This window comes from Massilia psychrophila (assembly GCF_002760665.1).
GTDB lineage: Bacteria > Pseudomonadota > Gammaproteobacteria > Burkholderiales > Burkholderiaceae_D > JAFCUW01.
On the sequence record NZ_PDOB01000018.1, the window covers coordinates 32,787 to 56,288 of the forward strand.

A 23,502-nucleotide genomic window follows, 5' to 3' on the forward strand; every position below is an offset into this window, starting at 1 on the left:
CGGCACGGCTAGTACGAAATCAGCACGACGGCATTGTGCAGCGGGAAGCGCACCATGCCTTTGGTGACAACGGCGCTGGTGCCGGAGTAGGCGTCGCGCACCGTCTGGCCGTCGCCGAACACGCCGCGCACCGGGATGTCGGTCGGCGCACCGGTCGGCAGGCCAAGCGCCACCACGACCTTGTCCTTGATACCGTTTTTCTCGAACGTGCGCTGGAATACATAGGGCGAAGCCTGGATCATCTGGTGCACGCCGGCGCCGACGGCGACGTGGGCGCGGCGGAATTTTCCAAGCTTGGCCCAGTGAGCGCGCACCTCGGCCACGCGGTAGCCGGTGCGCTGCGCGTTGTTCGCCAGCTCATCCCAGTTCATCAAGCTGCGCAGGTTGGCGTCGCCCTCGGCGCCATCGAAACGCAGCAGGCGCGCCGTTTCGTCGCCGTAGTAGATCTGCGCCGCGCCGGGTGCCAGCAGCAGCTTGTTGGCGGTCTCGAACGGACGGCTACGCGCGGCATCGAACGGCGTCGAGTCGTCGTGCGAACTCATGTAATTGAGCACCGAGTAACCGGCGAGCGGGCCGTGCAAAGCCTTCGAGTAGGCGCCAAACAGTGCCTCATAGCCTTCCCGCGCATCCGATTTGATGCCGAAGTTGATCAAGCTGTCGAAGCCGTTGGCATAAAAATCGACGGTGTCGCCGCCGCCCATGTCGAAGCTGTGGCCGTGCGCGATCGAATAGTTGTACACCTCGGCCGTCATGAAGAACTTGTCGTCGCCCAGGCGCTTGGCCGGATTGGCGCGCTTCCACTCCTCAAAGGCCGCGCTGGCGACTTTTTTCAGCTCTTTCCATACGCCCGGTTCGGTGTGCTTGACGGTGTCGGCGCGAAAGCCGTCGAAGCCGTACTTACGCACCCAGTCGGCGTGCCACTTCATCAGGTAGTAGCGCGGCGCGCGCGGATAGCCGGTCTTTTTAAAAAACGTGTCCAGTTCCTTCACCTCGCGCTGCAGGCGCCCTTCCGCCTTCCACTTCGCCGCCAAGGCGCTTGGCAGCGTTACGGCAGCGTTGCTGCCGGTGCGAAAATCGGGCAGGTTCGCCACCAGCGTGCAATCGATCGTCGTGGCGGCGTTCTGGTAGGTGCAGGCGGGCCCCGTGCGCACCCACTCCTGCGGCCACGCCGGGTCGACTGCGGTCACCGGGCCGGTGTGGTTCATCACCACGTCGAGCAGCACGCGGATGCCGTTGGCGTGGGCGGTGTCGACAAGTTCGCGCAATTCTGTCTCGGTGCCCAGGCTGGCGTCGATGCTGGTGAAATCCTTCGCCCAGTAGCCGTGGAAACCGTACGACTTGCCGGTACCCTCATCGGTACCGGCGTGGATCTGCTCGACCGGCGGCGTGATCCAGATGGCATCGACGCCGAGGTCGCGGAAATAGCCTTCCCTGATTTTCGCCGTGATGCCGGCCAGGTCGCCGCCCATGTAGCCGCGCAGCGGCGCGCCGTCGTCCTTGCGGCCATACGCCCGGTCGTTGGCCGGGTTGCCGTTGTTGAAGCGGTCCGTCATCAGGAAATAGATGGTGGCGTTATCCCACGAGAAGTGTTTTTCCACGGCTGGCGCCGCGGCCGCGTTGGCATGCGGGGAAAATGTGCCAAATGCGAGGGCAACGGCGACGGCAACGGCGGATAATTTCATGCGGTCCTTTGAAAAGTCAGGTGACGATGGTTGGATGTTCGCGCCCGGTGCGCTCTTTTAATTGCGACAACTCGGCCGCAATGGCGGCAAGGCCCGCCAGCACCACCTGCGGGTCGATGTCGTGGCGCGCCAGATCTGCTTCGTATTTTTCCAGGTACAGGCGGATGGTCGCCCCTTCCGTGCCGGTGCCGGACAGGCGAAACACGATGCGCGAGCCGTCGGTCATGACGATGCGCACGCCCTGCTTCGTCGCTACCGACTGGTCGACCGGATCGGTGTAGACGAAGTCGTCGGCCAGGGCGACGGTGAAGCCGCGCTGCTGCTGCCCGGTCAGGCCGTCCAGTTGGCCGCGCAGGTGCGCCATCAAGCCTTCGGCGGCGCTTGAATCGACCGCCTCGTAATCGTGGCGCGAATAGACATTGCGGCCGAACCGCGCCCAGTGCTCGCGCACGATGGCGTCGACCGGCTTGCCGCTGGCGGCCAGCAAATTGAGCCAGAACAGCACCGCCCAGATGCCGTCTTTTTCGCGGATATGGTTCGAGCCGGTGCCGTAGCTCTCTTCGCCGCACAGGGTGACCATGCCGGCGTCGAGCAGGTTGCCGAAATACTTCCAGCCGGTCGGCGTCTCGAAGCACGGCACGCCAAGCGCGCGGGCGACGCGGTCGGGCGCGGTCGACGTCGGCATCGAACGGGCGATGCCGGCGATTCCCGCGCGGTAGCCCGGCGCCACGGTCGCGTTGGCGGCGATGATGGCCAGGCTGTCGGACGGCGTCACCGCCATGGCGCGCCCGACGATCATGTTGCGGTCGCAATCGCCGTCGCAGGCGGCGCCGAAGTCCGGCGCGCCGGGGGCGAACATCAATTCGATCAGTGCGGCCGCGTTGACGGGATTCGGGTCCGGATGGTGGCCGCCGAAATCCTCCAGCGGCGTGCCATTGACGACGGTGCCTGCCGGCGCGCCCAGCATGCCCTCGAGGATGGCATGCGCGTACGGGCCGCCGACCGCGTGCATGGCGTCGAAGCGCATCGTAAAACCGCTGGCGAACAGCGCCCTGATGGCGGCGAAATCGAACAGGTCGGCCATCAGCGCGCAATAGTCCCCGACCGGATCGATCACCTCGACCTGCATCTGCTCGATGTGCGATACGCCGGGTTGGTCGAGGTCGGGCGCCGGCTCGTCGCTGATGCGATAAGCGGCGATCGACAAGGTCGCAAGGTAGATCGCTTCGGTGAATTTTTCCGGCGCCGGCCCGCCGTTGCCGACGTTGTACTTGATGCCGAAGTCGCCCTGCGGCCCACCCGGATTGTGGCTGGCCGAGAGCACGATGCCGCCGAACGCGGCGCGCTTGCGGACCACGCAGCTGAGCGCCGGCGTCGACAGGATGGCGCCGCGCCCGACCAGCACCCTGGCAAACCCGTGAGCGGCCGCCATGCGCAAGATTACCTGCACCGCCGTGCGGTTGAAGTAGCGGCCATCGCCCCCCAATACCAGCGTCTGCCCTTGACAGTCGCCGACGGTAGCGAAGATCGCCTGAACAAAGTTTTCAAGGTATCCCGGCTGCTGGAACTGGCTTACCTTCTTGCGCAGTCCCGAGGTGCCGGGACGCTGCCCGGCAAACGGCGTCGTTGCTACGGTGAGGATGGTCATGCGCGGCTCCTGGTGGCGGTCGGAATGGAAGGAATTATAATCAATTCGACACCATACGTCAGCCGGCAAAAGCGTGGCGCAAGATCACTTTGCCGCTGCGGCTTTGTCGGTCACGAACAGGGTCAGAATGCCGGCCAGGACCATCGACGCTCCGCCCAGAATCAGCGTGTTGACGGTGTGGCCGCCGAACATGTGGGTGGTCATCCAGCCAAGCAGCAGGCCGCTGGCGATCTGCGGGATCACGACGAAAAAATTAAACAGGCCCATGAAATAGCCCATGCGGTCGGCCGGGAGCGAACCGGCCAGGATCGCATACGGCATCGTCAGGATGCTGGCCCAGGCGATGCCGACGCCGATCATCGGGATGATCAGCAGTTCCTTTTGGTGGATCATGAAGATGCTTGCCAGGCTGACGCCGCCGATGATCAGGCACGTCGTGTGCACCAGCTTGCGGCTGGTAGCGCGGGCGAACACCGGCAGGATGAAGGCGGCCAGCGCGGAGACGCCGTTGTAAACGGCGAACATGATGCCGACCCAGTTGCCGGCGCTCTGGTAGGCGGCCGACTGGGCGTCCGTGGTGCCGTAGACGTTGTCGGCGATTGCGGTGCCGGTGTAGATCCACATCGCGAACAGTGCGATCCAGGTGAAGAACTGTACGAACGCCAGTTGCACCATGGTCTTTGGCATGTGCGCGAAACCTTTGATGATTTCGCGCAGCGCCACGCCCAAGCGCATGGCGTGCTTGCGGTCGGCATTGAATTTTTCCAGGTTCTGCGGCGGCGCTTCGGTGCTGGTAATGAAGGTGTACATCACCGACAGGAAAAACACCGCGCCGCCGACATAGAACGAGTAGCGCACGGTGTCGGGCACCATGCCGCCCGTTGGCACGTTGCTGACGCCGAAAACGTCGGAGAACATGGTCGGCAGCAGCGATGCGATCACCGCGCCGCAGCCGATGAAGAAGGTCTGCATCGCAAACCCCGATGTCTGCTGGCTGGCATCGAGCTTGTCGACGACAAAGGCGCGAAACGGCTCCATCGAGATGTTGATGGCCGCGTCCAGTATCCACAGCACCGCCACTGCCATCCACAGGGCGGACGAATTGGGCATCAGGAACAGGGCAATCGCGGCGAAAATGGCACCGGCAAAAAAGAACGGCCGGCGGCGGCCCCAGTACGGGTGCCAGGTATTGTCGCTCAGGTAGCCGATGACCGGCTGCACCAAGAGGCCCGTGACGGGCGCCGCCAGCCAGAACAGCGGCAGCTTGTCGGCCTCGGCGCCGAGGGTCGAGAAAATCCGGCTGACGTTGGCGCTTTGCAGCGCGAAGCCGAACTGGATGCCGAAGAAGCCGAAGCTCATGTTCCACAACTGCCAGAACGACAGGCGCGGTTTTAAAAGCGAAGTCTGCATGTCCATCTGTGTCTCCGAAATCTTTTTATGTGTCCGGACCGGGGGGCGGTCCGAAATTTTATTTTGCTCAATAGCTGAAACGAACCGGTAGCAGGCACCGGCCTGGCAGCGGACTTTTGTAGCAAAATAACATGCGCTTACGGCGAAGTCAAACTAAACAATCGCATATCAAAAAACATAAAAATACATTTCCAATATTTACTAATTGTAGTCAAATAACAGAGAATTTCGCCGTAATCGTCATTGCCGGCATCATGCAAACAAGGGCCGGAAATATAAAAATCGAGCCAGGAAGCAAGACTACGTAGCGTGGCAGCACGCTGCACGCCTAACAACCAACCACGACCATATTAATGAGAAACCAAAACATCATTCTGCTGTCGATCGGACTGCTGGTGAGTCAGGCAGTGCTTGCCCAGAACGCCGATCGCAAGTTCGAGCGCGCCAATGCGCACGCCGATCATCTCGAGATCGTTACCAGCGACGGCGTCTATCTGATCCGGCCGTACTCCGCCCAGATCATCGAGACGGCGTTTATTCCACGTGGCGAAAACTACGATCCGAAGTCGCATGCTGTCGTCATGCCGCCGGGCGCGATCAAGACGACACTGCACACGGACGAACAGCGTATCGACTATGCGACGCCAGGCCTCGGCGTGGTAGTCACCAAGGCACCGTTCCAGATTTCATACGTCTACAAGGGAACAACGCTGACGGCCGAAAAGCGCGGCTATGCGCGCGCCGACAACATGGAGTCCATCGATTTCGTGCTCGATCCAAGCGAAGCGCTGTATGGCGCCGGCGCCCGCGCCGTTGGCATGAACCGCCGCGGCAACAGCTTTAAGCTTTATAACAAGGCGCACTACGGCTACCAGGAGCGCTCGACGCAGTTGAATTATTCGATCCCGCTGGTGATGTCGTCGAAAATGTATGCCATCCATTTCGACAACGCCCAAATCGGCGAACTCGACTTTGACAGCAAGAAGCGCAACGTCTTGCGTTACGCCACCATCGGCGGCCGCAAAACTTACCAGGTGGTGGTGGGCGATAGCTGGAATGAGCTGGTAGGCAACTATACCGGGCTGACGGGCCGCCAGCCCCTGCCGCCGCGCTGGGCCCTCGGCAACCTCGCCAGCCGGTTCGGCTACCACAGCGAGGCCGAAGCCCGGACCACGCTCGACAAGTACGCCGCCGAAAAGATTCCGGTCGACGCCATCATTTTCGACCTGTATTGGTTCGGCAAGGAAATGAAGGGAACCATGGGCAACCTGGAGTTCGAAAAAGAAGCCTTTCCCGATCCTGCCAGGATGATCGCGGACTTCAACGACAAGGGCGTCAAGACGGTGCTCATTACCGAGCCTTTCATCCTGACGACGTCCAAAAAATGGCGCCAAGCCGTCGACAGCAAGGTGCTCGCCACCGACAAGGCAGGCGCCCCCTACACCTACGATTTCTACTTCGGCAATACCGGGCTGATCGACGTCTTCAAGCCGGAGGCGAAGACCTGGTTCTGGAACATCTACAAGGATTTGCGCAAGCTCGGCGTTGCGGGCTGGTGGGGCGACTTGGGCGAGCCTGAAGTGCATCCATCGGCGCTGATGCATGTGGCCGGATCGGCCGACCAGGTGCACAACATCTACGGTCATGAATGGGCCAGGCTGATTGCCGAAGGCTACCAGCAGGACTTTCCCGACGAGCGACCCTTCATCCTGATGCGCGCCGGCTCGTCCGGCTCGCAGCGTTTCGGCTTGATCCCATGGTCGGGCGATGTCGAGCGCAGCTGGGGCGGTCTGCATTCACAGCCTGAAATCGCGCTGCAGATGGGCATGCAGGGCCTAGCCTACATGCACTCCGACCTCGGCGGCTTTGCCGCTGGCCTGGTCGACGACGAACTGTATGCGCGCTGGCTCCAGTACGGCGTGTTCCAGCCGATTTTCCGGCCGCACGGCCAGGAAGAGGTGGCGTCCGAACCAGTATGGCGCGCCGCGAAGGCAAAAGACCTGGCGCGCGAGGCAATCGAGCTGCGCTATCGGATGCTGCCGTATAACTACACGCTCGCGTTCGAGAACAACCAGCAAGGCTTGCCGCTGATGCGCCCATTGCTGTTCCAGGAGCCGGCCAGCCAGCGTATGCACGGTTTTTCCGACAGCTACTTATGGGGCAACGAATTGCTCGTCACCCCGATCGTCAGGAAGGGACAGGCCAGCCAGACGGTCCGTTTTCCCGCCGGCAGCGCCTGGTTCGACTTCTACAGCGGCCGGCGCCACGCGGCCGGCACAACCGCCACGGTCAAACTGGTGCCCGAGCATATTCCGGTGTTCGTGCGCGCCGGCGCCTTCATGCCGATGGCGCCGCTGGTCCAGACCACCCGCGACTATTCGACCGCCCACGTCAACTTGCACTATTATCACGACCGTTCGGTGAAGAAAGGCAGCGGCAAGCTGTACGACGACGATGGCAAGACGGCGGCCGCCTTTGAAAAGGGAAAGTACGAGCTGCTCAGCTTTACCAGCAAGCTCGATGGCACTCAATTGTCGCTAGGATTGGCGCGGCACACGGGCAAGGCCTACCAGGCGGCGCCACGCAGCTTTGCCGTCCTAGTGCATCACATCGGCAGCAAGCCTGCCGCTGTGATGCTCGATGGCCAGCCTGTGGCCTATGCCTGGGATGCTGCGCGCAAACTGTTGAGCGTGCAGGTTCCCGCCACCACCGCCGCGCTGAGCGAACTAAGCATCCGATTGTCCGGGTCCGATAGCTGATGCGGGGGAACAACCGGCATCAATAAAAAGGGCGCCGAAACGGCGCCCTTTTTATTGAAATACTTTGGTTACTTCGCTTACTCCGGTTTCGACGGCCCCTTGCGATGCTCCTTTTTCGGTCCCTTGGCGTAGCCCGCCTTCTCGGCGAAGCGGCGATCGCCGGCGTTTTTCGCCCCGGCGCCGGCAAAGCCGCCGGCCTTTTTGACCGCCGGCGTCTCGCCGTCGCGCGTGATGTTGAGCTGCTGGCCCGCTACCCACACCGTTTTCAGGTGATCGACCAGGTCGGGCGGCATGTCGGCCGGCAGGTCGAGGGTGCTGTAGTCGTCATAGATCTCGATGCGGCCGATGTATTTTGACTCGATGCCCGCTTCGTTGGCGATCGCGCCGACTATGTTGCCTGGCTTGACGCCATGCGAATGCCCGACCTCGATACGGTAAGTACCCATGCCCTCTTCGGCCGGACGCGATACGCGCTCGCGCTTGAACGCCGGAGGATCGCTGCGATCCTGGCGCGCCGGAGTGTCGCCACGGTCGGAACGCATCGGGGCTTCAAAACGCGGCGCACGGGCCGGACGCTCTTCCCAGACCGGCGCGGCCTTGGCAGCGCGGTCCGGCTTTTCCAGCAGCAGCGGCACGTCGCCGCGTGCCAGCTTGGCCAGGGCGGCGGCGATCTCCACTGCCGGCACGTTCAGCTCGCGCTCGTATTCCTCGATCAGGGTACGGAACACGTCCATGCCGCCGGCGGCCAGGGTCTCGGTGATCTGGTCCTTGAACTTGGCGATGCGCACGTCGTTGATGGTTTTGACCGTCGGCAGCGTCAGCGGCGATACCGGCTGGCGCGTGGCGCGCTCGATTGCCTTGAGCAGGCCCTGCTCGCGCGGGGTGATGAACAGGATCGCTTCGCCGCTGCGGCCGGCGCGGCCGGTACGGCCGATGCGGTGGGTATAGCTTTCCGGGTCCGACGGCACGTCGTAGTTGATGACGTGGCTGATGCGCTCGACGTCGAGGCCGCGCGCGGCAACGTCGGTCGCCACCAAAATGTCGATCTTGCCGTTCTTGAGCTGCTCGATGGTGCGCTCGCGCTGGGTCTGCTGCATGTCGCCGTTGATGGCGGTCGCGGCGAAGCCGCGCGCCTGCAGCTTGCTGGCCAGCTCCTCGGTGCCGAGCTTGGTGCGGGCGAAAATGATCATGCCGTCGAACGGCTCGGCCTCCAGGATGCGGGTCAGCGCCTCGAGCTTCTGCATGCCGCTCACCATCCAGAAACGCTGGCGGATATTGTCGGCGGTGCCGGTCTTGGCGGCGACCGTCACTTCGGCCGGGTCGCGCAGGTAGGCCTTGGCGATGCGCTTGATGGCCGACGGCATAGTGGCCGAGAACAGCGCGGTCTGGCGCGTTGCCGGTGTCTTTTGCAGGATCTGCTCGACGTCGTCGATAAAACCCATGCGCAGCATTTCGTCCGCTTCGTCCAGCACCAGCGTCTTGAGCTTGGACAGGTCGAGCGAGCCCTTGTCGAGGTGGTCGATGACGCGGCCCGGGGTGCCGACGATGACGTGGACACCGCGGCGCAAGGCCGACAGCTGCGGGCCGTAGCTCTGGCCGCCGTAGATCGGCAGTACGTGGAAATCCTTGATGTGGGCGGCGTAGGTCTGAAACGCCTCGGCGACCTGGATCGCCAGCTCACGGGTCGGCGCCAGCACCAGCGCCTGCGGCGAATGCTGCTTGATGTCGATGTTCGACAGGATCGGCAGCGCGAAGGCGGCGGTCTTGCCGGTTCCGGTCTGGGCCTGGCCCAGCACGTCGCGATTGGCCAGCAGCAGCGGGATGGTGGCGGCCTGGATCGGCGATGGTGTTTCGTAGCCGACCTCTTTGATGACCTTGAGTACGGCAGCGGAGAGGTTCAGTTCGGAAAACTGCGGAAGGGGGGTGTCTGACATGGAAATGCTCACTTGTTGGCGCTTAAAGCGACAGTTTACTCTGTTGCCGCTTCCGCCGTTCCTTTTTCGTACAGTGCTGCTTTGCTCCGGCTGCAGCGTTGACGCGGTTGCTGGCCTGTCACGCGCGTTTCATCCGGCCTGGCGGCGGCAGACGAAGAAGCCGTTGAGCGTCAATCGGCCGCGTGCGGGATCGGCAGCGAGCCTGTCGGCGTCGCTGATATGACTCGAATGAAAGACGCTGCCATCGTAGAAGATCGCCCGGTTCCACGCCGCCGGCACCGTGTGCACCAGCTCGAACCAGCCGTTCGACGCCGCTAGGTAACCCGCTTCGGCGCCCAGCACGGCATCGGCCTCGGCCGACGACATGCCGTAGAGGGCGCGCATCAGCGCATTAGTGGCCGCCAGCGGCTGGCGCGGCCGGAAGAAACTGGTGCCGCCCAACGCCGGCTGGTCGAACAGGTACAGCACGCAGGCAGCCGCCATCTGGCCGGCCACGACTGCGAAGCGGTCCCGATGGCACACGCGCTGCACCGGTTGCAGCTGGGCGCCGTGCAAGGTGACTATCGACAGGCGGCTATGCACCTCTAGCGTGCGGCGCGCGCCCAGCAGGCACCGCACATGCTGTATGAAAAATTCATTGAGGCGCGCGGAGAATGCATCCGGCATCGGCATTTCGAGGCCGGGGAAGGCATTCAGGGGCGCCGCATCGAAGCCGTCGCAATGGGCGATTGCCAGCGCGCGCAGCGCCTGCGGATCGGCGAGGAAGTCGTCGATCACCACGCATCGATTGCCGTCGCCGATTGGCACCTGCGTGATGTGCGGATGCGGATTGAACACTGCCTACGTCCGCGCCGCACAGTTGTCGCGCACGAAATCGGCATGGGTCGGCATCGCCTCGACGCAGCGCAGGGTGGTGCTGCTGACATTTTCCAGGAAGGTGCGGATCTTGCCCTCGGCCAGCGCGTCGACCAGCGGATGGTAGCTGCGCGGCTTGAGGCCCTGCCCGTGCATGACTTCGAACCAGCTAATCTCCGAAAACATCTCGCTCGCCTCGCGGAAGACACGGCCATTGCTTTCGTACAGTGCCATCTTATTGCGCAGGGAGTCAGGAATGTCCATATTGCGGCAATAGTTCCAAAATTCCGTGTCGGTGCGGCTGGTCGCCTTGTAGTGCAGGATAAGGAAATCGCGGATCTTCTCCACCTCAAAGTTTGCCTGGCGGTTGAATTCGTCAATATTGCACTGGTCGAATCCTTGGTCCGGAAAAAACGTCGTCAGGCGCGCGATGGTGGACTGGATCAGGTGGATGCTGGTCGACTCGAGCGGCTCCATGAAGCCGCTCGACAGGCCGATCGCCACGCAATTCTTGTCCCAGAATTTTTTGCGCTTGCCGGTGACGAACTTGAGCTGGCGCGGCTCGGCCAATGCCTGGCCGTCCAGGTTGTTCATCAGGATGTCGACGGCGCTGGCGTCGTCGGTAAATTTGCTGCTGTACACGTGGCCATTGCCGATCCGGCTTTGCAGCGGAATGCGCCACTGCCAGCCGGCATCGCGCGCGGTCGAGCGCGTGTACGGCAGCAGCGGCGCCACCGATTCGCACGGCACCGCCCAGGCGCGGTCACATGGCAGCCAGTGGCTCCAGTCGTCGTAGCCAGCATGCAGCGTCTGCTCGATCAGCAAGCCGCGAAAACCAGAACAATCAATGAACAGGTCGCCTTCGATGCGCTCGCCGTTGTCCATCACGATCGCCTCGATGAAGCCGTCGGCGGGGCGCGTGGTGGCGCCGCTGACCTTGCCTTCGATGCGGATGACGCCGCGCTGCTCGGCGTATTTGCGCAGGAAGGCGGCATACAGGTTGGCGTCAAAATGGAAGGCATGGGCTATTTCGCTCAGCGGCGAATTGCCCAGCTCGGGGCGGGCGCGCATGAACTTGGCATGGCGCGCGGCGAGCGAACAGATCGAATAGTTTTCGATGTCCATTGCGTAGCCCTCTTGCTGCGCCTTGAGCCAGTACTGGTGGAATTTGGTGATGCCGATATCCGGACCGAGGTTGCCGAAGCCGTGCATGTAGGATCCGCCCAGCTTGCCCCAATTGCAAAATTCAATGCCCAGCTTGAAAGTGCCGTTGGTGGCGCGCATGAACTCGTCTTCATCGATGCCGAGCGCCTTGTTATAGATGTTGATCAGCGGGATGGTCGCCTCGCCCACGCCAACGGTGCCGATTTCCTCGGATTCCACCAGGCGGATGGTCCAATTGCCGGTAAGCACTTTGGCGAGGCCGGCTGCAGTCATCCAGCCGGCGGTGCCGCCGCCGACGATGACGATATTGCGAATATGGGGGAGCGACATGGTGGGTCAGTTCAGTTCGAGGTAAAGCGAGCGTGATGGGCGCTGGCGACTGGCCAGCGGCGGCGTGCGGCGGCGTGCAGCAAAAAAAGCCCCTTGTCGTTTCTCAACGACAAGGGGCTTAATTGTAATGCACCAAATTAGAACTTATAGTTCATACCGAACAGGATCGTACGGCCGTAGTCGTCCGTCTTGGTGATCGTGCCGGTCGAGGCCTGGTACTGCTGTTCCAGCGCCTTGTTGGCATTGAGCACTTGCAACAGGATGGTCGCGCCCTTGGCCATGCCGGACTGAAACTCATAGCCCAACTGGAGATCGGCGACCGTGTTGCCCTTAACGAACTGATACTCGCGCGCCGCACCGAAGCCCTGCACTTCACCGAGGTAGTCGGAACGTTGGCGAGCCGCCACGCGCGCCGAGAAACCGAACTTCTCGTAGTACAGCGTCAGGCTTTTCACTTGCTTGGACAGGCCAGGCAAAGGACGCACATCGGTATCGCCGAACGGGTTGATCTTGCTGTCGTTGTGCGACATATTGGCCTGCGCGCCGAAACCGTCGAGCATTGGCGCAATGACGCTGAACGGCATCGACGCTGCCAGTTCAATGCCCTTAATGCTGCCGCCTGCGCCGTTGCGTGGCTGGGTAAATTTGCCGATCGGCGTTGCCGTGGTGCGGTTGGACAGGTTCGGGAAACCGGTGAACGAGTAGGCGTTGTCGTTGAATTCAAAGATGTAGCTGTCGAGCTTCTTGTAGAACGCTGCCGCGCTGACGTACGCCTTGGTGCCGAAGTATTTCTCGTACGATACGTCGATTGCCTTCGCGCGGAACGGGTCGAGCAGCGGGTTGCCGCCACTGCCTTTCCAAGTACGGGTGGTGGCATCGATTTCCGAACGGCGCGCCGCACTCATCTGATCCATCCGGGCGCGCGCCAGCACCTTGGCTACGCCAAAGCGCACCATCTGGTCGCTGCCGATGTCAAACACCAAGTTCGCGCTTGGCAGGAAGTCGGTATACGACTTGCCCATGGTGTGCAGCGAGACGATGTCCTGCCTGGTGTCGTCGACCGATGGCGCCGTCGATTGCTGGTCGGTACGGACCATCTGCACGCCGATATTGCCGCGCAGGTCGAAGCCGGCGACCTTGGTGTCGAGGTCACCCTTGACAAAGGCGGTCGAGACCTTCTCCGTAACGTTCCACCCTTTAAGCAGGATGTCGCCGTTGATATTCTGGATCAGGTTGTACGACGCCGGAAACGCGGCGGCCGGATCGAACGAAACGCTGCCGAATTTCGAATTACCGACCAGCACCGAACCGGCGCCCGCCGGCAACGCGCCCGACGGTGGCGTTTTCAAAATCAGCTTGGCTTCCTCGGCGTTCCTGTCCTTGACGCGCTCGGAGAAGTTCAGGCCGAACGTGACCTTGCTAAACATGCCATCAAGTCCCTTTTGGAAGCTCATGCGGCCGGCCTTGATAGTGTCCTTTACCGAGATCGACTTGGTATAGCCGTTCTGGCCCCACGACTCGGGATCGGTCAGTTTGACCAGCGCAGGGTCGCCATGGTTGTACTGCAGCGACGAAATCGTGTTGCCATTGACGATGCCAACCGCTTCCGACAGGGGGCGGCCGTTAGCGCCGACAACGCCCGCTTCCAGTTCGGAAATCGATTGCTTGCGGGTGGCGCTCGACGTGCTCAAGTCGAGCACTGCCGTCCACTGGTCGCCAAAGCGTAATTCGTTGTTCCAGCCGACCGAGCTCAGCTCAGTCTTGGTAGGGTCGTAGATGTGGCGCGACAGCGGGTTGACGTTGAGCCAGGTGCCGCTGACGAGCCTGCCGTTGGCAACGACCGCGCCTGGCGCCAGCGCCGGCGCTTGCGAGGCGACGAAGGGATCGCCATTGCCCGATTTCCAGCTGTCGTTGACTTGCAACTCCAGGCCACGGCTGACCACTTCATCGTCAAACTTGGAATAAAACAGGTCGAGCTGCGAGTGGAATTCTTTGCTTGGACGGTATTCGAGCACGCCCATCAGGCCATCGCGGGTCTTCTTGCTAGTCTTGTTAAACAGCTTGAAGCCATTGACGACCTTGACGTCCTGGCCGTTGATCATGGTCGAGCCGGTATAGACGTCGTAGTTTTCCGCAGTGGCCGTCGTCAGGTCCGAGCTGAAGCGGGTCGCGCCGAGGGCGATACCGATCGTGCGGTCGGCGAACTGGTCGATGTAGGACGCGCTGAAGCGCTTGCCGGCCCCCTTGAACTCGGTGCCATGGCCATCGCGCTCCGCGCGTGCATTGACGACGAGTACGCGTTGGCCGAACGCCAGCGGACGCACGGTCTGCAGGTCGACCGTGCCGGACAGGCCCTGGCCGATCAATGTAGCATCCGGCGTCTTGTACACGACGACGCCGCCCAGCAGCTCAGACGGGTACTGGTCGAATTCGACGCTGCGGTTGTCGCTGGTGCTCACTTGCTCGCGACCGTTGAGCAGCGAGGTGGAGAAATCGCCCGACATGCCGCGGATGCTGACGTTGACGGCGCGGCCGCCGACACTTTGCGCGGTCAGGCCTGGCAGGCGCGCGATCGACTCGGCAATGCTCGAGTCAGGCAACTTGCCGATGTCTTCGGCCGAAATCGCTTCGACGATCGAGGTCGCATTTTTCTTGACGGAGATGGCCGCTTCGATACCGCGGCGGATACCGCTCACGACGACGGTCGCCACCGGTACGTCGGCAACCTGTGCGGCCGGGGCGGTTTGCGCAAAAGCATGGCCAGCGAACGCCGAAACAAACACGGCGCAACCTGCGGCGACCGGGCTCAACTGGAATGCAAGGCGCGCCCGGGCGAAGCCCCTAGACTGCTTAGTTGCGAAAACTTTCATTTGTCCCCTTAATTTAATCAAAAATCGCATTTATTCCCGCAACTACAGCCGGATAAGCTTACAAAACGGGAGTCGGAAGTAAACGTTCTAAGACGTCTTGTTAAAGATTCTGTACTAAAACTAGATTCACTGTCAACGGGAGTTGCGTGTAACTACGCATATGTCGCATTTCTGTTGTCCTGATTCAGAACCGTGGGGCGACTCGTTGTATTTCAGCTACAAGAACGTGCGCACCACCATGTAGTCGGACTACATTTACCGAGTTCTTCACCATTTTATGGCAAAACACATCATATTGATGTAGTGAATGATTTTCACTCAGTGGACGGGCTTGTAGCGACCGCCGAGAATTCACGTCAGCTACTTCAACCCGCATTTTTGTGTTTAAAATAAATTGATTCGCCACATGAAAAAAATCTTCGCCGCAGTGTTGGCCGCTATCGCCGTCCTCCCTGTCGCAACAGTCCATGCCAGGGACTACCGCATCGACCACCTCGAACCGCCCTCCTGGTGGACCGGCATGAAGCACCAGAAACTGCAGCTGATGGTGCATGGCGAGCGCATTGCCGACCTCGATCCGGCGATCGACTATCCGGGCGTGCGCATCGACAGCGTTACCCGGGTGGCGAACCGCAACTACCTGTTCGTCGACCTCGCCATCGACGACCGGGCCGCACCCGGCAGATTCGACATCGTCTTGCGCAAAGCCGGCGCCGCTGCCAGTGCCGATGCCGATGCCGATGCCAATTCGGGCGTGCGCCATCCTTACGAATTGATGGCGCGCGAAAAAGCCTCGGCGCAGCGCGCCGGCTTTAACAGCAGCGACGTCATCTACCAGGTCATGCCGGACCGCTTTGCCAATGGCGCGCCGGCCAACGACAGCATCGCGCCGATGCGAGAAAAGGCCGACCGCCAGCTTGGAGGCGGACGTCACGGCGGCGACATCGCGGGGATGATCGACCGCCTCGACTACATCGCGGCGATGGGATTTACCCAGCTGTGGCCGACGCCGCTGGTCGAAAACGACATGCCGTCGTACTCGTACCACGGCTATGCGGCGACGGATCACTACAAGATCGATGCACGCTACGGCAGCAACGACGAATTCCGGCGCCTGTCGACCCAGGCGCGCAAGCGGGGCATCGGCATCATCCAGGACGTGGTGCTGTCGCACATCGGCCTTGCGCACTGGTGGATGAAGGACATGCCGACGCCGGACTGGACCAACTACAACGGCAAATTCGTCGGCACCGAACACCATCGGGTGTCGGTGCAGGACCCGTACGGCGCCGAGGCGGACCGCCAGAATTTCACGCGCGGCTGGTTTGGCCCGCACATGCCCGACCTGAACCAGACCAACCCGCTGGTGGCCAACTATCTGATCCAGAACAACATCTGGTGGATCGAATACGCCAGCCTGTCGGGCCTGCGCATCGACACCTACGGCTATTCAGACGGCGCCTTTTTGACCGAATACACGCGCCGCATCATGGACGAATACCCGAAGCTGAACATGGTGGGCGAAGAATGGCACAAGTCGCCGGCGGTGGTATCGCACTGGCAGCGCGGCAAACAAAACGCCGATGGCTTCGTCAATTCACTCCCGAGCCTGATGGATTTTCCCATGATGTACGCGATGCGCACCGCGCTGACGGACCAGGAGGCGGGCTTCAACGAGGTGTACGAAACGCTGTCGCTCGATTACCTCTATCCCGATCCAGGCAAGCTGGTTCTGTTCGAGGGCAACCACGACATAGCGCGCCTGTTCAGCGTGGTCGGCGAAGACCTCGCCCTGTATAAGATGGTGCTTGCCTATACCATGACGATGCCGCGCATCCCGCAGTTCTATTACGGCACCGAGGTCCTGATGACCAGCACCGCCAAGGGCCGCGACGACGCCAGCTACCGCCGCGATTTTCCGGGCGGCTGGGCCGGCGACAAGGTCGACGGATTCACCGGCGCCGGCCTCACGCCCCGGCAGCGCGAGGCCCAGGCCTTTGTCAAAAAACTGGTCAACTGGCGCAAAACCCAAGCAGTGATCCATCACGGGAAGACGATGCAGTTCGGCCCCGAGCAGGACACGTACGTCTACTTCCGCTACAGCGATAGCAAGCGCGACACGAAGCGGATCATGGTCGCCTTTAACAAGAACCCGAAGCCGGTTAGCCTGGGTACAAAGCGGTTCCAAGAAATGCTCAACGGCGCAACATCGGGTGTCGACGTCCTCACCGGCAAAACGTTCGAGCTGTCGACCACGCTGACGCTGCCGGCACGCTCGGCCGTCATCCTCGAATTCTGACATCCGGCCAACCTTGACAGCGATTGCGATCGTGATCGCCTGTTCGCATGCACTGCCCACGGCGCTTGCCGGACAGGTACCCGGGGTCGACGCCTGGATGGTCGAACAGGACTGCGTGACGGGCGCGGAGCTGCTCTTTTACCGCGCGGCGGCACAAAGGTCTAACAGTCGTACGAATACAGCAGCGTCTCAGGGTCGCCCGGCGCCAGATAGACGATTTTTTTGAAGCGCATGCCGATTTTGCGCAGCACCGCCTTCGAGCCGGCGTTGCCGGGGGACGTGATCGCCAGCACGCGCCGGATGCCGAGCGCGGCCGCATGCGCCAGCACGCCGGCCGCGGCTTCCGTGGCGTAACCCTGGCCGCCATAGTGCGGCATGAAGGCATAGCCGATATCGACGTGCGGCAGGGTGTCGCGCTTGATCAGGCCGCATATGCCGATCGGCGTGCCGTCGTGTTTGAGTTCGACCAGGCAGAGCGAATGGCCGAGCGCCCTCTGCATCGCCATGGGACCGTCGACGATAGCCTGGCGCGCCGCCGGCAGCGTGCGGATGCCGCGCTCGCCGATGTATTCGATGAACGCCGGCACATTGACGAGCTCCAGGTAAAAGGCCGCATCAATGAGCGCCAGCGTGCGCAGGCGCAGCCGTTCGGTCTCCAACACGTGCGTCATTCGGTTCGCCTCCCCAATGGTCAATGGCCGGGATACTGCCGCCGCCGTGTCGGCGTCAGCGCCTGAGGCGAAAATCGACCGTGGCCGGACGGCCCGGCAGGTTCAAGGCAGCCGCCGCCGGCGGCGCTTCGCTGACCACTTCGCCGCGCCGCACCACCAGCCTGCGCGATGCCCGCAGCCGGATCGCTTCGACCGTGCTGCCGGCATCGAGCAGCACCAGGTCGGCATTGCAGCCCGGTTCCAGTCCATAGCCTTCGAGTCCGAGGATGCGCGCCGGCGTTTGCGTTACCGCCAGAAAGCACTGGTGCATCGCCTCCTGTCCGGTCATCTGCGCTACGTGCAGCCCCATGTGCGCCACTTCGAGCATGTCGCCCGAGCCGAGGCTGTACCAGGGATCCATCACGCAATCGTGGCCGAACGCGACGTCGACGCCGGCTGCCATCAGTTCCGGCACGCGCGTCATGCCGCGCCGTTTCGGATAGGTGTCGTGGCGCCCTTGCAGCGTGATGTTAATCAAGGGGTTGGCGATCGCCGCCACGCCGGCTTCACGGATCAGTGGCAGCAGCTTGCTGACATAATAATTGTCCATCGAGTGCATCGACGTCAGGTGCGAGCCGGCCACCCTGCCCTGCATGCCGAGGCGCCCGGTTTCGAACGCCAGCGTTTCGATGTGACGCGACATCGGATCGTCCGACTCGTCGCAATGCATGTCGACCCGCAGGCCGCGCCCGGCGGCAAATTCGCACAGCAGCTTGACCGATTGTGCGCCCTCGGCCATGGTGCGCTCGAAGTGGGGGATGCCGCCGACGACGTCGACCCCCATGTCGACCGCGCGGCGCAGGTTGGCGAACGCGGTCACGCTGCGCAGCACGCCATCTTGCGGGAAGGCGACCAATTGCAGGTCGAGATAGGGCGCGACGCGGCGCCGCACTTCGAGCAGCGCTTCGACCGCCAGCAGGCGGTCGTCGCAGACATCGACGTGGGTGCGGATTGCCAGCAGGCCGCGCGCCACCGCCCAGTCGCAGTACTGCATGGCGCGCTCAATCAGCGCTTCCTGCAGCAGCGTCGGTTTCAGCTCGCCCCACAGCGCGATCCCCTCGAGCAGGGTACCGGACTGGTTCACCCGCGGCAGGCCGTAGCTGAGGGTGGCGTCCATGTGAAAGTGGGCGTCCACAAACGGCGGCGTCACCAGGTCGCCGCCGGCATCGATCTCGCGCGCCGCGCGCACCGGCAGCGCGGGCCCGACGGCGGCAATCCGCCCGCCTTCGACCGCGATATCGACCTGGCGCCGGCCGTCAGGCAGGCTGGCATTGCGAATGACAAGATCCATGATGCGCTCCGTTGACCGTTTGGGACGCCCTGATTGTAGCGGCTTCGCAACGGCATCCCTCCCAATTGCACCCCGGCAAACTGTGCTGCATTGCAGAATCAGCGCTTGAAAAATCATCAAATAACGCTGTTCATCGCCCCAATTCACCGATAGACTACGACGATATTGCATCGCACCATAACCCATAACCGAACGATAAGGAATACCGATGAGTCCCTTTTCCGAACAGTTTTCCCAAGCACGCAAGTTGCAACTCGAAACGCAATTAAACTTTTTCCGCGACCTCACCGGCAAAGCCTTTGAAAGTGCGGAAAAGCTCGTCGCCCTCAATCTCGACACCTCGCGCGTCTCGCTCGATCAGTCGTCGAACCTGGTGCGCCAGTTGATTTCGGTTAAGGATCCGCGCGACCTGTTTGTCCTCACCGGCCAGACCCAGTCGCAGTTCAACAGCATGCTGTCATACAGCCGCCAGCTGTTCGGCATCGCTACTGCCAGCCTGCCGGGCGCTGACTTTGCTGCTGCCCCCGCTGCTGTCCTCGCGGCGCCGGCGCCCCAAGCGCTTGCCGAAAAAATGCCGGTGGCCGCGGCCGTCGTCGAATCCACGCTGGTCGTCGAGACAAACCACGTGGTCGAGGCCACGCCGATTGCGCAACCGAAGCCGGTCACCAAAGCTGTCGGCAATGCTCAAGCCTTGATGCCGAGCGCCGCGTCGTTCCCGGTGCCTTCCTCGGCCCAGCCGATCGCGGTGGCGCCGGTGAAACCGGTCGACGCCAAGCCGCCTGCCGCCACGCCGTCCATCGCAACCGCCAAGGCGCAAGCGCCAGGCGCGAAAGCGGCGCGCAAAAAGTAAAGCCACGGCGTGGAGCGCCGGTTTTCCAAAGGTAGTAAATTAGCGGGCTTCGGCCCGTTAATCGTTTGCGGGCGCTCCAGGCAAAAATAGGCTCTCATGAATTTATCAAGCCTGATCGGCGGCTTCATGCGCCGTCATTGGCAATCGTACGCCGCTTCGGCACTGATGCTCGCTGGCGTCGCGCTTTGCACGGTGTGGGTGCCACGCAAGATCGGCGTCATGATCGACGGCCTCGCCGCGCATCGTTTAGGAGAACACGCGCTGTGGATCGAGCTGGCGCAGCTGCTCGGTCTCGGCGTGATTATCTACGTGCTGCGGGTGGCCTGGCGACTGCGCCTGTTCGCCGCCGCCTATCAGCTCGGGGTTGAGCTGCGCACTCGCTTCTACGCGCGCTTATCAAAGCAAGGGCCGGCGTTTTACCAGAAGCAGCGCACCGGCGACCTGATGGCGCTGGCTACCAACGACATCGACGCGATCGAAATGGCGGCCGGCGAAGCGATGCTGGCCGGCTTCGACGGCAGCCTTACCCTGATCATGGTGGTGGCAATCATGACGCTGGGCGTCGACTGGCGCCTGGCCGCCATTGCCCTGCTGCCGTTTCCGCTGATGGCGCTGGCGTTCTGGCGTATTTCGTCGCATATCCACACCGCGTCGACCGATTCGCTCGAACGATTCGCCGCCCTGAACGACCATGTGCAGGAGTCGCTGTCGGGCGTGCGCACCTTGCGCGCGCTCGGCCTCGAGCAACACAGCGCGCGCCAGTTCGGCGAACTGGCGGCGCGCGCTGCCAACGCCAGCCTGGTGGCGCAGCGGTGGGAAGCGGCCTACGAGCCGGCCGTCGGCCTGACGTTGAGCCTGGCCGGCACACTCACGCTCGGCCTGGGCGGCTACCTGGTATGGAACGGCGAACTGACGATCGGCGAGCTCACCAGCTTTACGATGTACTTGGGCCAGCTGATCTGGCCGATGTTCGCTGCCGGCTGGGTGCTGTCGCTGATCGAACACGGGCGCGCCGCGTTCGCGCGAGTGCAGCCGCTGCTGGAGGCGCCACTGTCGGTCGACGACCACGGCACTTTGGCCACGCTGGCGCCGGGACCGCTGCTGCTGGACGGCGTCAGTTTCAGTTACGCCGGCCAGGACGCGACGGCGCGCCCGGCGCTGTCGAACGTGTCGCTGTCGCTGCAAGCGGGGCAGACGCTTGGACTGGTGGGGCCGACCGGCGCCGGCAAGTCGACCTTGCTGCGCGTGCTGCTGCGCCAGGCCACGCCGCAACGCGGCACAGTCGCCTGGTCGGGCCAGCTGCTTTCCGACTACACGCTCGCCACGCTGCGCTCGGCGATCAGCTGGGTGCCGCAGGAGTCGTTCCTGTTTTCGGCGACGATCGCCGAAAACATCGCGCTGGCCCGGCCCGGCGCCACGCGCGCCGAAGTCGAGCATGCGGCCCACATGGCAGCAATCCACGAAGACATCCTGCGCTTCCCGCAGGGTTACGACTCCCACGTCGGCGAAAAAGGCATCACGCTGTCGGGTGGCCAGCGCCAGCGGGTGGCGATTGCCCGTTCACTGCTGGCCGACAGCGCGCTGCTGCTGCTCGACGATGCGCTGTCGGCGGTCGACACCGGCACCGAGACGCGCATCCTCGAACATCTGGAAGAGCTGCGGCGCGAGCGGCCCGGGCGCAGCGCCATCATCGCCAGCCACCGGCTATCGGCGGTGGCTGGCGCCGACCTGATCGTCGTGCTGCGCGATGGCCACATCACCGAATCGGGCGACCACGACGCCCTGCTCGCCGTTGATGGCTGGTATGCCAGCCAGTGGCGCTATCAACAACTGGAAGCGAGCCTTGATGCACTCTGACGCTTCGACGAAATTGGCAATGAATCCAGCAACGATGCGCGCCCAGGCGGCGCGCGCGGCCGGCTTACTGCGCCGCGCCGCGCACCCCGACCGCGGCCATCTCGGCTGGGCCGTGTTCTGGCTGGTGATCGCCGCCGGCCTGGAAGTGCTCGGTCCGATCCTCGGCAAGGCGCTGATCGACCGCCACCTGCTGCCGCGCCACCTCGACTGGCCGGCCATGGCTGCCCTGTTGGCCGGCATGCTGGTGAGCGGCTGGATCGCGTCCGGCCTGCGCTATCTGCAGCTGGTGCGCCTGTCGGGGCTGGCGATGCGCTCCGTGCAGCGCCTGCGCGAATGGGTGTACGGCCACGTGCTGCGCTTGCCGATGGCGTTCTTCGACCAGGCCATCACCGGCCAGCTGGTCAGCCGCGTCACCAACGACACCGAAGCGGTCAAGGCGCTGTATATCCAGGTGCTGTTCGTGATCCTCGACAGCAGCATCGTGCTGGTCGGCACGATGGCGGCGATGGCGTGGCTCGACTGGCGCCTGATGCTGATCGTGCTGGCGCTGGTGCCGGCGGTGGTGCTGATCGTCTGGCTGTACCAGCGCATGTCGGCGCCGGCGGTGACCCGCGCGCGCGCGCTGCGCAGCGACATCAATGGCCAGATGGCCGAATCGATCGGCGGCATGAGCGTGCTGCAGTCGAATAACGCCCAGGACCGTTTCGCGCAGCGCTTTGCCGGCACCAACCAAGCCCATTACAAGGCGCGGCTGGCCGAACTGCGCGCCAACGCCTTTTTGCTGCGCCCCGCGCTCGACCTGCTCAACGTGCTCCTGCTGGCGGTGGTCATCTTCAGTTTCGGTCAACGCCAAATGAATGCGGTGGAAGTGGGCGTGTTGTATGCGTTCATCAGCTACATCGCGCGGGTGGTCGAGCCGCTGATCCAGATCACGATGCAGTTCAGCGGGCTGCAGCAGGCGGTGGTGGCCAGCGCGCGGGTGGCGGCGCTGCTGGACGAACCGGGCGCGCCCGAGCACGCGGCGGGAAAACCGGCGCCCTTGCACGCCGCCGCGTTCGACGGCCCGGCAATCAGTATCCGCGACGTCAGCTTTGCGTACGTGGCAGGCCAGGACGTGCTGCACCAGCTCAGCTTCGACGTCGCGCAGGGCGATTTCGTCGGCATCGTCGGCCACACCGGCAGCGGCAAGTCGACTTTATTGTCGCTGATGCTGCGCTATTACAGTGCGCAGCAAGGCAGCATCGACATCAACGGCCAGCCGCTGGCCGGCATCGACAACGACCAGTTCCGCGCCGACGTCGGCCTGGTGCCGCAAGACCCGTTCCTGCTGGCGCAATCGGCGCTTGATAACATCGACATGGGGCGCGGCTTGTCGCGCCAGCAGATCGAAACGGCGGCCCGCGCAGCGCATGCCCACGATTTCATTGTCGCCCTCGAACACGGCTACGCGACGTCCCTTGGCGAAGGCGGCTCGCGCCTGTCGACCGGGCAGAAGCAGCTGATCGCCATCGCGCGCGCGCTGGCCGGGCAGCCGCGCATCCTGTTGCTCGACGAGGCGACGTCGAATATCGACAGCCAGACCGAGCAGGTCGTGCAGGTGGCGCTGGACGAATTGCGCGGCAAGGTGACCATCGTCGCCATCGCGCACCGGCTCTCGACGATCCGCGATGCGGACCGCATCGTCGTGCTCAATCACGGGCGCATCGCCGAAGCCGGTACGCACGAGGCGCTGATGGCGATCGACGGCGGCCTGTATCAACGGCTGTATCTGCTGCAGCAACTGGCGGCGTAGGAAGCAGGCCGTCGTCCTCGCATTCGCGAGGACGACGTGCTTATATTAACT

At 63.0% G+C, this 23,502-nt stretch carries 14 protein-coding genes; 5 read left to right on the forward strand and 9 right to left on the reverse strand.

Going from position 1 to position 23,502, the window contains the following annotated elements; genetic code table 11:
• Positions 1-8 precede the first annotated feature (8 nt).
• From CR103_RS12625 to CR103_RS12635, 3 genes are all read right to left on the reverse strand, one after another.
• The gene (locus CR103_RS12625; protein WP_099916337.1) at positions 9-1,682 is read right to left on the reverse strand and encodes an alpha-amylase family glycosyl hydrolase; all 1,674 of its coding nucleotides are present in this window, start codon (positions 1,680-1,682) and stop codon (positions 9-11) included.
• A 16-nt stretch (positions 1,683-1,698) separates the two neighbouring features.
• Positions 1,699-3,330 carry an alpha-D-glucose phosphate-specific phosphoglucomutase gene (locus CR103_RS12630; protein ID WP_099916338.1) on the reverse strand — a complete coding sequence of 544 codons (1,632 nt, stop codon included), beginning with the start codon at positions 3,328-3,330 and terminating at the stop codon, positions 1,699-1,701.
• Between the two features lie 84 nt (positions 3,331-3,414).
• On the reverse strand, positions 3,415-4,746 hold the full coding sequence (locus tag CR103_RS12635) for an MFS transporter (protein ID WP_099916339.1): 1,332 nt from the start codon (positions 4,744-4,746) through the stop codon (positions 3,415-3,417).
• 347 nt (positions 4,747-5,093) lie between these two features.
• Here CR103_RS12635 and CR103_RS12640 point away from each other — a divergent pair, with 347 nt between their 5' ends.
• Positions 5,094-7,499 (forward strand): glycoside hydrolase family 31 protein, encoded by a 2,406-nt coding sequence (locus CR103_RS12640; protein WP_099916340.1) that lies wholly within the window; start codon positions 5,094-5,096, stop codon positions 7,497-7,499.
• A gap of 77 nt (positions 7,500-7,576) precedes the next feature.
• On the opposite strand, the gene CR103_RS12645 is transcribed toward CR103_RS12640, so the two are convergent.
• The 4 genes from CR103_RS12645 to CR103_RS12660 all read right to left on the reverse strand — a co-directional run bounded on the left by CR103_RS12645 (position 7,577) and on the right by CR103_RS12660 (position 14,652).
• Positions 7,577-9,433, reverse strand: a complete 1,857-nt coding sequence (locus CR103_RS12645) for a DEAD/DEAH box helicase (protein WP_099916341.1) — start codon at positions 9,431-9,433, stop codon at positions 7,577-7,579.
• Positions 9,434-9,562: 129 nt separating this feature from the next.
• Positions 9,563-10,270: a DUF6445 family protein gene (locus CR103_RS12650; RefSeq protein WP_099916342.1), complete on the reverse strand. Its 708-nt coding sequence runs from the start codon at positions 10,268-10,270 to the stop codon at positions 9,563-9,565.
• A 3-nt stretch (positions 10,271-10,273) separates the two neighbouring features.
• Positions 10,274-11,782: a tryptophan halogenase family protein gene (locus tag CR103_RS12655; RefSeq protein WP_099916343.1), complete on the reverse strand. Its 1,509-nt coding sequence runs from the start codon at positions 11,780-11,782 to the stop codon at positions 10,274-10,276.
• 137 nt (positions 11,783-11,919) lie between these two features.
• On the reverse strand, positions 11,920-14,652 hold the full coding sequence (locus tag CR103_RS12660) for a TonB-dependent receptor (protein ID WP_180279372.1): 2,733 nt from the start codon (positions 14,650-14,652) through the stop codon (positions 11,920-11,922).
• A gap of 406 nt (positions 14,653-15,058) precedes the next feature.
• On the opposite strand from CR103_RS12660, the gene CR103_RS12665 reads away from it, so the two are divergent.
• Positions 15,059-16,951, forward strand: coding sequence for a glycoside hydrolase family 13 protein (locus CR103_RS12665; protein WP_099916345.1), 1,893 nt, complete (start codon positions 15,059-15,061; stop codon positions 16,949-16,951).
• A 161-nt stretch (positions 16,952-17,112) separates the two neighbouring features.
• On the opposite strand, the gene CR103_RS12670 is transcribed toward CR103_RS12665, so the two are convergent.
• A complete protein-coding gene (locus CR103_RS12670) occupies positions 17,113-17,622 on the reverse strand; it encodes a GNAT family N-acetyltransferase (protein WP_099916346.1) in 510 nt (169 codons plus the stop codon).
• A 55-nt stretch (positions 17,623-17,677) separates the two neighbouring features.
• Complete coding sequence (locus CR103_RS12675; protein ID WP_099916347.1) at positions 17,678-18,952, reverse strand: amidohydrolase family protein; 1,275 nt, start codon at positions 18,950-18,952, stop codon at positions 17,678-17,680.
• Positions 18,953-19,160: 208 nt separating this feature from the next.
• Here CR103_RS12675 and CR103_RS12680 point away from each other — a divergent pair, with 208 nt between their 5' ends.
• From CR103_RS12680 to CR103_RS12690, 3 genes are all read left to right on the forward strand, one after another.
• A complete protein-coding gene (locus tag CR103_RS12680) occupies positions 19,161-19,802 on the forward strand; it encodes a phasin family protein (RefSeq protein ID WP_099916348.1) in 642 nt (213 codons plus the stop codon).
• A 96-nt stretch (positions 19,803-19,898) separates the two neighbouring features.
• Positions 19,899-21,659, forward strand: a complete 1,761-nt coding sequence (locus CR103_RS12685; RefSeq protein WP_099916349.1) for an ABC transporter ATP-binding protein — start codon at positions 19,899-19,901, stop codon at positions 21,657-21,659.
• Between the two features lie 19 nt (positions 21,660-21,678).
• Positions 21,679-23,451: an ABC transporter ATP-binding protein gene (locus CR103_RS12690; RefSeq protein WP_099916350.1), complete on the forward strand. Its 1,773-nt coding sequence runs from the start codon at positions 21,679-21,681 to the stop codon at positions 23,449-23,451.
• Positions 23,452-23,502: the final 51 nt, after the last annotated feature.